Source organism: Hymenobacter monticola, assembly GCF_022811645.1.
Classification (GTDB): Bacteria; Bacteroidota; Bacteroidia; order Cytophagales; family Hymenobacteraceae; genus Hymenobacter; species Hymenobacter monticola.
The window spans coordinates 563,152-577,056 of sequence record NZ_CP094534.1; the positions used below are offsets into that span (position 1 = coordinate 563,152).

Below are 13,905 nucleotides of genomic sequence, written 5' to 3' on the forward strand. Positions count from 1 at the left end.
GGGAATGGTGGCCTGGTTGCCGGCGCGGTAGTGGGGCGACATGATTTCGACCCCGGCCGCGTTGAACTGGTCCGGGATGGGCAGACCCATCGGCACGGTTCCGGCGTAGGGAGGAGTTCAACAAGGTAGCCGCTTTTCACTCAATCCCCACGTAAGAGGGCCGACTTTGCAGAAAAGCACGGCTTCGCAGCCGGGGCCCTGGCGCCCATTCACCCGAAACTCCCTGAATGCCTGATTCCGTTTCCCGCTACGCCCGCATCCTCGCCTGGCTCGACCAGCGCATCATCCGCCCCTTCTACACCGACCGGGTGCGGCGGCTGATTCTGCAAAGCTTTCCGTTCTGGATTGCCTCCATCCTGACCGGCATGGTGGCGGTGGGCTACGAAAAAGTATTTGGCTGGGCCGAGCAGATGAGTTTTGCCTGGCTGGCGCACACGCCGTGGCTGGCCTTCGTGCTCACGCCGCTGGCGTTTGGGGCGTCGTGGCTGCTGGTGCGGCAGTGGGCCCCGGCGGCGCGGGGCAGCGGCATCCCGCAGGTGATGGCCGGCATCGAGCTCTCGAACGCCAGCCAGCACCGCCGCACGGCGTACCTGCTGAGCTTGCGGGTGGCCGTGGTGAAGGTGCTGAGCAGCGTGGTGCTGCTGCTGGGCGGCGGCGTCATTGGCCGCGAAGGGCCGACCATCCAGATTTCGGCCGCCATTTTCCGAGCCATCAACAAGCTGCAGCCGGCCGGTTGGCCCCAGCTCTCGCGGCAGATTGCCCTGGTGACGGGCGGCGCGGCGGGCCTGGCTGCGGCCTTCAACACGCCGCTGGGCGGCATCGTGTTTGTGGTGGAGGAGCTCACGCAGATGCACATGGCCCGGTTTCGGATGGCGGTGTTCACGGCGGTTATCATTGCGGGCCTCACGGCGCAGACGTTTCTGGGGCCTTACCTGTACCTGGGCTTTCCCAAAATTGTGCCGGCGGTGGGGCGCGTTCAAATACTCGTGCTGGTGGTGGCGGTGGTGTGCGGGCTGGCCGGGGCAGTATTCGCCAAAACCCTGCTCTGGCTGGGGCGCTACCGGCAGCGCTTCACTACGCTGGCGGCGCAGGCGGGCTGGGTGCTGGGTTGCGGGCTGCTGCTGGGCGGCTTAGCCTACTTAGTGGGCCAGGAAGGCGTGGGCACGGGCAAGCCCATCATCAACCGGCTACTGTTCCAGAACAATGGCGAGACGCCGTGGTACCTGTTTCCGGTGCGCTTTGCGGGCATGGCGCTCAGCTACAGCAGCGGCGGGGCAGGTGGCGTTTTCGCTACCTCGCTCAGCGCCGGGGCCATTCTGGGCGATGGCATCTGCCAAGTGTTCGACGTGGCCGTGGCCGTGGCCGACCGCAACCTGCTCATTCTGGTGAGCATGGTGAGTTTCCTGACCGGGGTGGTGCGCTCGCCGTTCACGGCCGCCATTCTGGTGCTCGAAATGACGGACCGGCACTCGGCCATCTTCCAGCTGCTCATCAGCGGCCTGCTGGCCCAGGGCGTGGCCTCGCTTGTCGACCCGCACTCGCTCTACGAGCACCTCAAAGCCGGTTTCATTCGGGAAACAAGCCAGGTGGACCGGCGGGAGGACCGGCGGGAGGAGTTGAGCGTTAATTCTTAACTCTTCCCGCCCGGTAACCTCAACCCAAAAAACGGGGTACACCGGGCAGCCGGCCCGGTGGGCCGCTGCTCCTTTCCCCGACCTGATGACGAAACATACCTATGACATGGGCCTGGTGGGCAACTGCGCCTTTCTTGCCCTCATCAACACCGACACCTCGGTGGCCTGGCTCTGCTGGCCGCGCTTCGATAGCAGCTTTGTGTTTGGCAGCCTGCTCGATACGCAGAAGGGCGGCGAGTTCAGCATACAGCCGGCTCACGGCGCCGCGCTCCAGTCGAAGCAGTACTACCAGGAAAACACCAACGTGCTGCGCACCGAAATCACGACGGCCGACGGGCGCTACCGCGTCACGGACTTCGCGCCGCGCTTCGAGCAGTACGACCGGTACTACAAGCCCCTCATGTTCATTCGGAAGCTGGAGCCGCTGGCCGGCGCGCCCCGCGTGCGCGTGGTGTGCAACCCCGTGGGCGAGTACGGCAGCAAGCAGCTCACGCGCCGCCGCAGCTCCAACCACATTGCGTATTTGGGGCTGGAAGAGGAAATCCGCCTCACCACCAACATCGCCCTCACCTACGTGCTCGACGGCGAAGACTTCGCCCTGAACGAAACCAAGTACCTCGTGCTCACCTACGGCGCGCCGCTGGAGGCCCCGCTGGAAACCACGGCGGAGCGGTTTCTGAGCGCCACCGGCGACTACTGGCGCAAGTGGGTGAAGAACATGAGCATCGGCAACTTCCACCAGGACCAGGTGATTCGCTCGGCGTTGGCCCTGAAAATGCACCAGTACGAAGACACCGGCGCCATCATCGCGGCCACCACCACCAGCCTGCCCGAGGCGCCCGGCAGCACCCGCAACTGGGACTACCGCTACTGCTGGATGCGCGACACCTACTACATCCTCACGGCCTTCAACAACATCGGGCATTTTGAGGAGATGGAGCGGTATTTCCACTACATCGCCAACCTTTCGGGCAAGGTGCAGGGCAAGTACCAGCCGCTGTACGGCATCAGCGGAACCACGGCGCTGGTGGAGCAGGAGCTGGATTTGGCCGGCTACCTCGGCAACCAGCCCGTGCGCATCGGCAACGACGCCTACACGCACGTGCAGAACGACGTGTATGGCCAGGTGCTGGTGGCCCTGCTGCCGCTCTACGTGGACCAGCGCTTCGTGAACCGCGAACGGGCCAACCCCGAAGCCCTCATGTACGAGGCCCTGCGGCTGATTGAAACCACCATGGACGTGCCCGATGCCGGCCTCTGGGAGTTCCGCAACCTGGCGCAGTACCACTGCTACACCTACCTATTCCACTGGGCTGGCAGCCACGCCGCCCGCCAAACGGCACGTGCGCTGGGCAATAAGGAAATGGAAGCCCTCGCCACCAAGCTCAACGAGGAAGCGGCCCGCCGCATTGAGCAGTGCTACAGCGAGGAGCTGGGCGCCTACACCAACGCCATCGGCTCGCCCCACCTCGACGCCAGTACGCTGCAGCTTATCCTCATGGGCTACCTCGACCCGGCCTCTGACCGCGCCCGGCGCCACCTCGAAGCGCTGGAAAATGAGCTCAAGACGCCCGAGGGCCTGTTTTACCGCTACCGCCACGCCGACGACTTCGGCACGCCCGAAACCACCTTCCTCATCTGTTCCTTCTGGTACGTGGAAGCCTTGGCCTGCGTGGGCCGGCTCGACGACGCCATCCGCGAGTTCGAAAAGCTCATCGCCTACGCCAACCACCTGGGCCTGCTCTCCGAAGACGTGGACGCCAAAACCGGCTCGCAGTGGGGCAACTTCCCGCAAGCCTATAGCCACGTGGGGCTGATGAACGCCGCCTACCGCATTGCTAAAAAGCTGGACCGACCCAACTTCGTGTAAGGCGCTGCTTGCTTAGCAAAGTGTGGCAATGCGGCTTGCGCTCGACGAATAACCGGCTATCATAAAAAAGCCCTGACACTGCGTAGTGTTGGGGCTTTTCTATTGAGCGCTACTATTATCTATCCAACTTCATTAACAGTAATTTCATCCTCCCAAAAACAGGCTACCAAGTAATCCAAATAAGGGTCCTTACCCGTTTCGTTCAAGCACCATTGCCAATCGACAATGTCTTCGTTGGATGGAATGACTAATTCGCTATCGTTCTCAAAATAGATTGTCAGATTGCAGGCTCTATCAAGCATCACGCTTGTGACTTCTTTTCTCATGTGGGCTGCCACTATTGTGCTCTTCGCCACAGAATCTTTATCCACTGCTGTTTCAAATGAACGGTAATGAGCACATAACCAGCCATTCAACACCTCTTCGTCTGGGGAAAGCACATTTTGGGCACAGAGATAGTAATCACCGAAGTCCAGCGTCCAATTATCACCTATATGAAATGAACAGATGAATGAGCCAACCAGCTTATCATTGAGTATTTCCAGCGCTTTCATTGGATTGAATTTTGACCAATACACTTTTACCAAAAGCTTGAAAATAGCTGCTGAATAGTTGGCCGCATTATACCCTGCCCGGACCCCTACAGCAACTCCCGCAGCAGCCCCCGCACCGCCCCCACCCCGTCCACGTGAAAGCGAGCAAGTGAGCGAGGAGCGCTGCCCACTTTCAGGGTGTAAGCGTCGGGCGGCATGGCGCGGAAGGTGTCCTCGTCGGTGCGGTCGTCGCCGATGGCCAGAATGAAATCGGGGTGGTAAGTGGCCACGGTGCGGGCCGCCGCCGTGCCCTTGTTGATGCCGGCGGTTTTGATTTCAACCACTTTATTGCCCTCCATCACCTGCAACTCGGTGTTGGAGGCCATGAAGGTGAGGTGGCTGGTGAGCTCGCGGGCGCGGCTGGCGCCCAGCTCGGCGTCGGCGCGGCGGTAGTGCCACACCAGGGAGTAGTCCTTTTCCTCGATGAAGGAGCCGGCCGTGCGGCTCACATACAGTTCCAGCACGGGACGGATGTCCTGCTTCCAATCGGCGCGCAACTCTTGGAACAGCGTCCACTCTTCGCCCGGGCTTCGCAGCCACACGCCGTGCTCGGCAATGAAATCGAGCGGCAGGTGGCCCAGCCATTCCTGCAGGGTGGCCCGGTCGCGCCCGCTGATGATGACCACGCGGTTGCGGGGCTCGTCGGTGAGGGCGCGCAGCAGCAAGCGCAGTTCCTCGTCGGGCTTGGCGCGCTGCGGGTTGGCGTGGAAGGGCGCCAGCGTGCCGTCGTAGTCAAGCAGCAGCAAGCGACGCTCGGCATCGTGGTAGTTCTTCTTCAACTGCTCGGTGGCGGCGGGTGTGAGCTTGGTGGTGGCCAGGGTCTGCTGATGGCTTTTGGCGTGGGCCAGCCGGTCCATAAACAGCTTGGTCCAGGCAAACACATCGTATTGGCGCACGAGGGCCTGCATGTTGGTCATGCGGGCCACCTGGTCTTCCTCGGGCATCACCAGGGCCTCGTGCATGGCTTCGGCCAGCTGGCCGGTGTCGGTGGGGTTGATGATGAGGGCGTCGGAGAGCTCGCGCGCCGCGCCGGCCCGCTCGCTGAGGATGAGCACGCCGCGCTGGTCGGCCTTGCTGGCCACGTACTCTTTGGCTACCAGGTTCATGCCGTCGCGCATGGGCGTGACGAGCGCTACCTCGGCCATTCGATAGAAACCCGCCAGCTCTTCCAGCGGGAAGGAGCGGTAGAAGTAATGCACCGGGTTCCAGGCAATGGTGCGGTACTGGGCGTTGATGCGGCCCACCAGCTCGTCGATTTCCACCTTCAAATCGGCATATTGAGCCACTTGGTCGCGCGAGGGCACCACCACCATCAGCAGGCTCACCTGCCCGCGCCACTCGGGGTAGCGCAGCAGCAGCAGCTCAAACGCCCGCAGGCGCTGGGCAATGCCCTTGGTGTAGTCGAGCCGGTCGATGCTCAGAATAACGCGCACCTCTTTCAGCGCCTCGCGGTACTCGCGCACGTGGTTATCAGCTGCTTCAGACGCGGCGGCTTCGGCGTAGCGCCGGTGGTCGATGCCCATGGGGAAGGCGTCGACGAGCACCGAGCGGGTGGGCGTTTCAATCTGGCCGTGCTGGTTGGGCAGGCCCAATAGCTGCGACACCGCACTCAGAAAGTGCCGCATATAGCCGAAGGTGTGGAAGCCGATGAGGTCGGCCCCCAGCATGCCGCGCAGCAGCTCGGTGCGCCAGGGCAGCACCCGAATCAGCTCGTAGCTGGGAAACGGGATGTGCAGGAAAAAGCCAATGGTGGCCTCGGGGCGGGCCTGGCGCAGCATCTCGGGCAGCAGCAGCAGCTGGTAGTCGTGCACCCAGATGGTGTCGTCGGGGCCGGCCTGCTCCAGCACGGCCCGGCAGAATTTCTCGTTCACGGCCACGTAGGCCCGCCACATGTCCTCGTCGTACACGGCCAGCTGGGCAAAGTAGTGGAAGGTGGGCCAGAGCGTGCCGTTGCTGAATCCCTCGTAGTAATCCCGGATTTCGGCCTCGGTCAGAAACACGGGGGCCATGCTGTCGGCGGCCAGCTGCTCGGTTACGAAAGCGGCTTCCGCTTCGTCTTCCACAAACAGCCCGGGCCAGCCCACCCACACGTTGCCGTCGGCCCGGTAGATAGAGCCCAGGCCGGTGGCCAGCCCGCCTTCGCTGGGCTGAAAAGTGAGGCCGTCGTCGGTGCGGAGGGCTTTCGTAGGCAGGCGGTTGGAGACAATAATCGTTCGCGACATAGCAATAGCAAGAATGGAAAGTCCTCATGTTTACGGGAAAAAGCCACTTTTCGCCGACACTGCATACTTTTCCGGCCCCACGGCTGCCTTTCCGGCCCGCCCCACCCGTCACCTGACACCGCACACGCGCACAAGAGAAATCCGCCATCCGCTGCGCTCCTGGCACTCGGCGGTGCTGCCCGGATTACGCAAAGATTCGACCACCCTGCCGGGCACCGGAGGTTGTTCCGGGTTATCCAAACGGCCCGTGGGCTGAGCCCCGCCTGCGTCGCGGCCATTGATGCCAAAAGGCCACTCACGGCATCGTAAGTGGCCTTTTAGCGCTTGCTTCTGAATTCAACGAATTTTCGAATCCTGACGCAAGCCTTAAAAAGAATGAGCGGCCCTTAGGGCGTGGTGATGTACGAGAAGACCAACTGGTAGGCGCCGTCCGGGCTTTCGTAGGTGTACGTGCCGCTGCCCTGCGCATTGCGGTCGGCAGATGGGGCCGTGGTGAGCAAGGTCGCCCCAACCATGGTTCGGATAAGAAGCTGGGCGTTGTTGTACTCTTTCATCGCAAAAGTGAAGTTGCCGTCGAGGGGAAATTCCACCGGCGTGCGGGTCAGGTCGATGTTGAGCGGCAAGCTGGCCGGGGTCAGGTCGGAGTACAGCGTCCCAAGCGACACATTCGTCGTGAAGGGCACGGAACTGCCCGCACGGCTGGTGCCCCGAAACTCAAAGCTGATGTCGGGGCCCGTGCCGTCGGTATCCCAGGGCTGGCCGGCGGGCGTCACAAAAGACATGCGCACCACGCGGATGCCGCTGAGCTTGCGTCGGCCCACGGTCACCACCGCCTTCTGGGTGGCGGCCTTGTTTTCGGTGTTGAAGGCCGTCAGGGTCACGGTGAAGGTGCCCGACTGGGCGTAGCGAACTTTCGGGTTGGGCTGGGTGGAAGTTTGCCCGTCGCCGAATGCCCACTCGTAGCGGGCAGCATTGGTGCTGGCGTTGCTGAACTGCAGTTCTTCGTCCACCTCCACCACCGGTCGGCTGGCCGTGAAGGCGGGGGCCGCGGCCGGAGCCGGGTCGCTGGATTTGGAACAAGCCGTGGCCAGCAAGCAGATGAGCAAGCCGTAAAGCGAAAGTATGTGTTTCATACCCGAAGATAACAGGGCCGGGAGCAGCAACCGCACCGGTTTGCTGCCCCTGGCCCGGCGGTGCTCCCTACTGCACATAGGTGCTGGTTGGTGCGGAGCACGGGGGCATCGAGTCGAAAAGACAACCGTGCATTAATGGTCGAGCCAGTGCTTAAAGGCCGGCGCGCGGCCGGCGCTCACGACCAGGGCTTCCTCCGCCACCGGGGGCGCTACCTGCAGCACCAGGCGCCCCTTGAAGTAGGGCCGGATTTCCTGCACCGCGGCTATACTCAGGATGAATTGGCGGTTGATGCGAAAGAAGTTTTGGGCGTCTAGCTGGCCTTCCAACTGGTCGAGCGTATCGGGAATGATGTACCGCTTGCCAGGGTGGGTGACGAGGAACACCACGCCCTCTTCGGCCAGAAAATATGCCACCTGGTCTACCGGCACGGCTTTCAGGGCCTGCCCGGCTTTCACCAAGAAGCGCGCGCGCGGCGTGCTGCGCACCAAGCGCTGCACGTTCTCCACGGCGGCTGGCAGCGCCGCCGGGCGCAGGGTTTCGTACTTCTGCAGGGCGCGTTCCACCTCGGCGGCTTGCAGGGGCTTGAGCAGGTAGTCCACGCTGTTCACCTGAAAGGCCTGGATGGCGTACGCGTCGTAGGCGGTAGTGAAGATGACGGGCGCGGCCACCGCCACCAGCCGGAAAATGTCGAAACTATTGCCGTCCGACAGGTGGATGTCGCAGAAAAGCAGGTCGGGGGCCGGCTGTTCGCGCAGCCATTCCACCGCCTCTTCCACTGAGCCCAGCGATGCCAAGACGCACGTGGCGGGCCGCAGGCGGGTGAGCAGGGCAGCCAGCGCCTGAGCGGCCAGGGGCTCGTCTTCAATGATAACGACGTTCATGCGGCGGGAGCGGTGAGGAGGGGGAGGCGAACGATGAAGGCCGCCGGCGTGGGCACAATTTCCACGGGGCGGTCGGTGAGGTGCTGGTAGCGGCGTTGGATGTTTTGCAAGCCCAGGCGGGTCGATGCCACCGCATCGGTGCGGGGCTGCCGGTTGTTCTCGACCACCAGCAGCCCGTCGGCAGCCGTCACCCTGATGCACAAGGGCTTGCGAATGGTGGAGCCGTTGTGCTTGATGGCGTTTTCCAGCAGCATTTGCACGGCGGTGGGCGGCACCAGGGCCTGTTCCCAGGCGGAAGGAATGTCCCATTCCACGCGCAGGGCCGCGCCAAAGCGGGTTTCCATGAGCTGGGCGTAGGCGCGCACCAGCACCATTTCGCGGTGCAGCGGCACTAGCGGCTGCGCCCCGGCATCGAGTAGAGCGCGGTACACGTCCGACAGCTGGCCCAGAAACTGCACGGCCCGGTCGGCGTCGATGTGAATCAGTGAGCCGAGCACATTGAGGCTATTGAACAGGAAGTGGGGGTCGACCTGATTTTTGAGGGCTTCGAGCTGCGCCTGGAAGGTTTCTTTCTGCAGCTGCGCGCCTCGATATAGCTCCTGCTCCAGGTTTTTGCGCACATGCTCGCGCTCCACGAAGTAGTAGAAGAACAACGACAGCACCGCGCTGACGGCCAGCGAAAGGCGCAGGACCTTGGGCGACACGTCGGCCGTGGGCACCAGGTAGTGCTGCGGCCAGGTGAAAAACAGCAGCCAGAATGCCACGCTCACCAGCACCACGCACTGCCCCTCCACCAAGGCTTTGGCCGAGGCGGGCAGACGCGTTAGGCGGGCCGGCCCGAAGAGGCGGGCAATGGGTGCGTGAATCAAGAAGGTGGCCAGCAAGAAGACAAACAGCAGCAGCAGTTGCCTGTAGCTGGCCTGCGCGCCCACCCACATAGTGCCATACTGGATGAACACCGCCATGTGGAAGACGGCGGTGGCCGCCAGTACCGCCAAGGCTATTTTTCGAATCATGGGGCCGGGTTGGGGCGACGCAGGGCGTCAGGGCAAGGGAAGAAGGCAGAGGCGGCCGCCCCTACTTGTTGTGCTCAGGGCCTCGCCACTGGCCTTGGAGCAACAAGGCAAAATTACCAAGCTGCCCGGCGAAAAGCTTCATTCGGCCGGCCGATTCACCAGACTTCTATCCCAGTTCATTGCCCCGAAATCCGGCTTCGACAGAAAGCCCTTTCGGACGGGTTCACGGCGCGGGATTATTGTCCCATCCTAGCTGCAGCCGGACGCTGCACTTCCCTCTCCCACCCTCATTCCCCGCTGCATGAAACTCCCTTCGTTTGACAAAGCAATGCGCATTTCCCGCACCCGGGGGTGCTGTGGAAAATGGCCAAGGCTGCCCTAGACAAAGACCGGCCGGTGCTGGTGCAAATCGTGGTGACGCGCCGCTGCAACCTGGCCTGCGGCTATTGCTACGAGTACGACAAGGTATCGAAGCCCGTGCCCCTGCCGGAGTTGAAAGCCCGCGTCGACACGCTGCGCAGGCTCAAGGCCGTGTTCGTGACGCTCAACGGCGGCGAGCCCCTGCTGCATCCGCACATTGCCGAGCTAGTCCGCTACATCGCCGAAGCCGGCATGGTGCCCATGATAAACACCAACGGCCACGTGCTCAAGGCTCCGCTCATCAAGAGCCTGAACGAGGCCGGCCTGTTTGGCATGCAACTGAGCTGCGACAGCCTGGAAGACAACGAGGTGACTGAGAAAAGCATGCGCCGGCTGCACCCCAAGCTGGAGCTGCTGCGGCAGCACGCCCAGTTCAGGGTGCGGGTGAACGGGGTGCTTGGGTCTGGCAACCCGGCCGAGATGGAGGAAGTGGCCAAGGCGGTGGTCGGGTTCGGCTTTGGCTTTCAGTGCTCGCTGATGCGCGACAGCCGCGGGCAAGCCCTGCCCCTGAGTGAGGAAGCCCTGCAGGCCTACCTGCGCATCCGGGCCATGAAAGGCCGCCTGCCGCTCGTGCTCCACGACAACTTTCAACTGCCCCTGGCCCGGGGCGAAAGCAAGAACTGGAAATGCCGGGCGGGGGCCCGCCACTTCGAGGTGGACGGCGCGGGCCTGGTGCACTTGTGCCAGCCCAAAACCGGCTCGCCGGCCAAGCCCCTGGCGGAGTACTCCGTGGAAGATATTCGCGCCCAATTCGACTGCGGCAAAACGTGCGCGGCCCGCTGCCCCATTGCCTACGCCCACCTGGGCAGCCGCCTCGACGGTTTTCGAAGCCAAAAAAGTGCCCGCACCTGATGGAACTGAGCCTGATTATCCCGGCCTTCAACGAAGCGCAACGTATCGGGCCCACGCTGCGGCGTGCGCACCTGTTTCTGGCCGCGCGCCCCGCCCGCTTCGAAATCTTGGTGGTCGACGACGGGTCGACCGACGACACGGTGGCCCTGGTCACGGCCCTGGCCGGCGAACTGCCCGGCCTGCGCGTGCTGTGCTCCGCGGCCAACCGCGGCAAAGGCCACGCGGTGCGCCTGGGCATGCGGGCGGCCCGGGGCCGCATCCGCCTGTTTTCCGACGCCGACGGCTCCACGCCCATTGAGGAGTTGGATGGGCTGCTGCAGGCGCTGGCGGCGGGAGCCGACGTGGCCATTGGCTCGCGCTACCTGGCGGCTTCCCAAGTCACGCGGCCGCAGCCCTGGTTTCGCCGGGTCTGGAGCCGGCTCGTCAACCGGGTGGTGCAGCGGGTGCTGCTGCCCGGGGTGGCCGACACGCACTGCGGCTTCAAGGCCATCACGGCCGCCGCGGCCGAGCACATCTTTAGCGCTTGCACCGTCGATGGCTGGTCGTTTGACCTGGAAGTGCTGGCCCGCGCCCGTGCCCAGGGGTTCCGCATCCAGGAAGTGGCCGTGCGCTGGGAAAACGACGACCGCAGCAAAGCCCGCATCCGGCAGCTTCCCCAAGAGTTCCGGCACGTGTACCGCCTCCGCAAGCAGCTCCGGCAGGAAGCGAGAAGGCCGGTAGTCATCCTCAGCGCCGGGTGAGCGGGGCTCGGGCGCTAACGATGGCTACCGAGCAAAAGCCTGCTTATGGGCTAACAATTAGTTCTTTATCTCCGCCCGCAGATGCTGGCAGAACTGTACTTCTTTTCTTTTTCTGCTTATGTCAACCAGCATCTTTTTATTATTTCTCTTTTTGGTGCTAGTGGGGCCTCCCGTGGTCATTCTGGTGCTCGGCCTGCGCTTCTACAAACTCAGCCAAATGGCGGACCTGATGGGCCGGGCCCGACAAATGCGATTGGTGTCGTTGGCGGCATTGGCCAGTGGGCTGACGGGCAGTTTCTACCTGTTGGTCATCGTTGTGTCTGCCAAGCTGCCCGGGGCGCACGGCCCCTCCCGCAGCAGCTTTCCCTGGCTGCACGAACACCCGCTCATCTCGGTGTTGCTCGCCGCCCTGGGCGTGACCCTGATGCTCGTGGCCCAGCCCGCCAAGCGCCCAGCCGGTCTCAGCTTCGGAGCCGGGGCACTGGCGGTGCTCATAGGGCTAGGCATTTATCGGGTTTCTACCGGCTACTAGGAAGACGTCATGCGAAACGCGTTTAGGCGCCGACGCCCCCTGTGCGCAGGTGCGATGCGTCGCGTAACCTACCAGCCACCCAACCTACCTACACGTCGGCAAGGGATTGGGTTTAGAGAAGGGGACGAAACCAGGGGCAATAATCAAAAAAGGCCACTCACGATACCGTAAGTGGCCTTTTAGCGCTCCCTCCTGGGCTCGAACCAGGGACCCTCTGATTAACAGTCAGATGCTCTAACCGGCTGAGCTAAGGAAGCTTTTTCTAGTCCGAAACCCGGTTGTTGTCGTTTCGGAGTGCAAATCTACAAACGCCTTTCAGGAATACACAAGCCTAGCGCAATGTTTTTTCTGAAAATTTATTCACTGCTTCAGTTGATAATATTGAGCAGAGAGCCTTGTTGGCTGACACTGTACTGCTTAAGTGGACGGGGAGCGGGCCCGCCAGTGACTTGCCCTTGCAAATTAAATTGTGAATTGCAGCAGGAATCGCGCATGAACAGGCGCGAATTGCGGTCCAGACTCACCGTGGCGCAGGCGTCGTAGGGCTGGTAGGGACAATTCCGCTCGAAGGCCAAGTAAGAATTTGCGTTTTGCCGAACCACAATCACCCCTTTCACGCCACCATCGCCAGCCGGGCCCTTCACCGGCAGCATTACGGCGCCGTTATCGAAACGCAGGCGGGTGTACTCCTGGCTGGTGAGGTTGATGCTCAAGTTCACCGGCGCGTAGGGGATGGCCGGCTGGTCGTTGTTTTTGCTACCGCAGGCGGCCAGCGCCAAGGCAACACAAGCAGCAGGAAACACCCAGGAATGACGGCTCATGGTTTACGGATTAGGTTAGGAAAGCAATAAGCCACTTCAAGGGCCAATTGGTTCGGCGCCCGAAGTGGCTTGTGCAGCAAACGCCAAGTGGCGGTGATTATTTCTTGAACAGCGAATTCACGAACGTGTATCGGTCGAAGAGCTGCAGGTCGGTCATCTTCTCCCCCACCCCAATGTAGCGCACCGGGATGCTGAACTGGTCCGAGATGCCGATGACCACACCACCCCGCGCCGTGCCGTCGAGCTTGGTGATGGCGAGGGCGGTTACTTCGGTGGCTTTGGTGAACTCCTTGGCCTGCATGAAGGCATTCTGGCCGGTGCTGCCGTCGAGCACCAGCAGCACTTCGTGCGGGGCATCGGGAATGGTTTTCTGCATCACGCGCTTGATTTTGCTCAGCTCGTTCATCAGGTTCACCTTGTTGTGCAGGCGGCCGGCTGTGTCGATGATGACCACGTCGGCGCCCATTTCCACCCCTTTTTGCACGGCATCGAAGGCCACGGCCGCGGGGTCGGTGTTCATGCCGTGGCTGATGACCGGCACACCCACGCGCTGGCCCCAAATGATGAGCTGGTCCACAGCAGCGGCGCGGAAGGTGTCGGCGGCGCCCAGCACCACCTTTTTGCCAGCGGCGTGGAAGCGGTGCGCCAGCTTGCCAATGGTGGTGGTTTTGCCCACCCCGTTCACGCCCACCACCATGATGACGTAAGGCTGGCCGGTGCTGCCCGCGCCATCCAGCACGGCCATCGACCCCGATTTATTGTCTTCCAGCAACCCGGCGATTTCTTCGCGCAGGATGCGGTCCAGCTCGCCGGTGCTCACGTATTTGTCGCGGGCCACCCGGGCCTCGATGCGGTCAATGACCTTGACAGTGGTTTCGATGCCCACATCGGCGTGCACAAGCAGGCTTTCGAGGTCGTCGAGTACGGCTTCGTCAACGGTGGCTTTGCCGACGACGGCCTTGCTTAGCTGCTCGAAGAAGCTGGTTTTGGTCTTTTCCAGCCCGGCATCAAGCGAGGCTTGCTGAGCGGGAGTTTCCTTGTCCTTTTTAAAAAAATCGAAGAGGCCCATGGGGAGGGGTATGAGGGTAGGAGGGCAAGAGGTTAAGAGTCGTAGAAATGAGCAACACGCCATCAGGCAACGGCTGGTGCCCTCTTAAACCCTCACCCTCCTACCCCCATCAACTAAAAAA

The 13,905-nt window shown here is 62.4% G+C and carries 12 protein-coding genes and 1 tRNA gene; 5 read left to right on the forward strand and 8 right to left on the reverse strand.

Annotated elements, in window-relative coordinates:
• The first annotated feature begins 227 nt into the window (after window positions 1–227).
• Both MTP16_RS02630 and MTP16_RS02635 read left to right on the forward strand, forming a co-directional pair.
• Window positions 228–1,634, forward strand: a complete 1,407-nt coding sequence (locus tag MTP16_RS02630) for a chloride channel protein (RefSeq protein ID WP_243515728.1) — start codon at window positions 228–230, stop codon at window positions 1,632–1,634.
• An 85-nt stretch (window positions 1,635–1,719) separates the two neighbouring features.
• Window positions 1,720–3,504 carry a glycoside hydrolase family 15 protein gene (locus MTP16_RS02635; protein WP_243515730.1) on the forward strand — a complete coding sequence of 595 codons (1,785 nt, stop codon included), beginning with the start codon at window positions 1,720–1,722 and terminating at the stop codon, window positions 3,502–3,504.
• 119 nt (window positions 3,505–3,623) lie between these two features.
• Here MTP16_RS02635 and MTP16_RS02640 read toward each other — a convergent pair whose 3' ends face one another.
• The 5 genes from MTP16_RS02640 to MTP16_RS02660 all read right to left on the reverse strand — a co-directional run bounded on the left by MTP16_RS02640 (window position 3,624) and on the right by MTP16_RS02660 (window position 9,350).
• Window positions 3,624–4,058, reverse strand: a complete 435-nt coding sequence (locus MTP16_RS02640; RefSeq protein WP_243515732.1) for a hypothetical protein — start codon at window positions 4,056–4,058, stop codon at window positions 3,624–3,626.
• Window positions 4,059–4,144: 86 nt separating this feature from the next.
• Entirely contained in the window at window positions 4,145–6,319 is a 2,175-nt protein-coding gene (locus MTP16_RS02645; RefSeq protein ID WP_243515734.1) for a bifunctional alpha,alpha-trehalose-phosphate synthase (UDP-forming)/trehalose-phosphatase, read from the reverse strand.
• Window positions 6,320–6,705: 386 nt separating this feature from the next.
• Window positions 6,706–7,452 (reverse strand): PKD domain-containing protein, encoded by a 747-nt coding sequence (locus MTP16_RS02650; protein ID WP_243515736.1) that lies wholly within the window; start codon window positions 7,450–7,452, stop codon window positions 6,706–6,708.
• A 132-nt stretch (window positions 7,453–7,584) separates the two neighbouring features.
• Window positions 7,585–8,334 carry a LytR/AlgR family response regulator transcription factor gene (locus MTP16_RS02655; RefSeq protein WP_243515737.1) on the reverse strand — a complete coding sequence of 250 codons (750 nt, stop codon included), beginning with the start codon at window positions 8,332–8,334 and terminating at the stop codon, window positions 7,585–7,587.
• On the reverse strand, window positions 8,331–9,350 hold the full coding sequence (locus MTP16_RS02660) for a sensor histidine kinase (RefSeq protein ID WP_243515738.1): 1,020 nt from the start codon (window positions 9,348–9,350) through the stop codon (window positions 8,331–8,333). Before MTP16_RS02660 ends, MTP16_RS02655 begins: the two co-directional genes overlap by 4 nt.
• A 363-nt stretch (window positions 9,351–9,713) precedes the next feature.
• Between MTP16_RS02660 and MTP16_RS02665 the strand changes: the two genes are divergently transcribed.
• The 3 genes from MTP16_RS02665 (at window position 9,714) to MTP16_RS02675 (ending at window position 11,894) form a co-directional block, all read left to right on the forward strand.
• Window positions 9,714–10,622: a radical SAM protein gene (locus MTP16_RS02665; RefSeq protein ID WP_243515739.1), complete on the forward strand. Its 909-nt coding sequence runs from the start codon at window positions 9,714–9,716 to the stop codon at window positions 10,620–10,622.
• Window positions 10,622–11,362, forward strand: coding sequence for a dolichyl-phosphate beta-glucosyltransferase (locus MTP16_RS02670; RefSeq protein ID WP_243515740.1), 741 nt, complete (start codon window positions 10,622–10,624; stop codon window positions 11,360–11,362). Before MTP16_RS02665 ends, MTP16_RS02670 begins: the two co-directional genes overlap by 1 nt.
• Window positions 11,363–11,480: 118 nt before the next feature.
• Window positions 11,481–11,894 carry a hypothetical protein gene (locus tag MTP16_RS02675; RefSeq protein ID WP_243515741.1) on the forward strand — a complete coding sequence of 138 codons (414 nt, stop codon included), beginning with the start codon at window positions 11,481–11,483 and terminating at the stop codon, window positions 11,892–11,894.
• Window positions 11,895–12,077: 183 nt separating this feature from the next.
• On the opposite strand, the gene MTP16_RS02680 is transcribed toward MTP16_RS02675, so the two are convergent.
• From MTP16_RS02680 to ftsY, 3 genes are all read right to left on the reverse strand, one after another.
• Window positions 12,078–12,151: transfer RNA gene (locus MTP16_RS02680), tRNA-Asn, on the reverse strand.
• 111 nt (window positions 12,152–12,262) lie between these two features.
• A complete protein-coding gene (locus MTP16_RS02685) occupies window positions 12,263–12,715 on the reverse strand; it encodes a Rieske (2Fe-2S) protein (protein ID WP_243515742.1) in 453 nt (150 codons plus the stop codon).
• A gap of 97 nt (window positions 12,716–12,812) precedes the next feature.
• Window positions 12,813–13,784: a signal recognition particle-docking protein FtsY gene (ftsY, locus tag MTP16_RS02690; protein WP_243515743.1), complete on the reverse strand. Its 972-nt coding sequence runs from the start codon at window positions 13,782–13,784 to the stop codon at window positions 12,813–12,815.
• Between the last annotated feature and the right edge of the window lie 121 nt (window positions 13,785–13,905).

Bases quoted from the DNA above. Each gene is read 5' to 3' on its own strand.
- MTP16_RS02630 (WP_243515728.1), top strand. From the start codon at position 228: ATGCCTGATTCCGTTTCCCGCTACGCCCGCATCCTCGCCTGGCTCGAC.
- MTP16_RS02635 (WP_243515730.1), top strand. From the start codon at position 1,720: ATGACGAAACATACCTATGACATGGGCCTGGTGGGCAACTGCGCCTTT.
- MTP16_RS02640 (WP_243515732.1), bottom strand. From the start codon at position 4,058: ATGAAAGCGCTGGAAATACTCAATGATAAGCTGGTTGGCTCATTCATC.
- MTP16_RS02645 (WP_243515734.1), bottom strand. From the start codon at position 6,319: ATGTCGCGAACGATTATTGTCTCCAACCGCCTGCCTACGAAAGCCCTC.
- MTP16_RS02650 (WP_243515736.1), bottom strand. From the start codon at position 7,452: ATGAAACACATACTTTCGCTTTACGGCTTGCTCATCTGCTTGCTGGCC.
- MTP16_RS02655 (WP_243515737.1), bottom strand. From the start codon at position 8,334: ATGAACGTCGTTATCATTGAAGACGAGCCCCTGGCCGCTCAGGCGCTG.
- MTP16_RS02660 (WP_243515738.1), bottom strand. From the start codon at position 9,350: ATGATTCGAAAAATAGCCTTGGCGGTACTGGCGGCCACCGCCGTCTTC.
- MTP16_RS02665 (WP_243515739.1), top strand. From the start codon at position 9,714: ATGGCCAAGGCTGCCCTAGACAAAGACCGGCCGGTGCTGGTGCAAATC.
- MTP16_RS02670 (WP_243515740.1), top strand. From the start codon at position 10,622: ATGGAACTGAGCCTGATTATCCCGGCCTTCAACGAAGCGCAACGTATC.
- MTP16_RS02675 (WP_243515741.1), top strand. From the start codon at position 11,481: ATGTCAACCAGCATCTTTTTATTATTTCTCTTTTTGGTGCTAGTGGGG.
- MTP16_RS02685 (WP_243515742.1), bottom strand. From the start codon at position 12,715: ATGAGCCGTCATTCCTGGGTGTTTCCTGCTGCTTGTGTTGCCTTGGCG.
- ftsY (WP_243515743.1), bottom strand. From the start codon at position 13,784: ATGGGCCTCTTCGATTTTTTTAAAAAGGACAAGGAAACTCCCGCTCAG.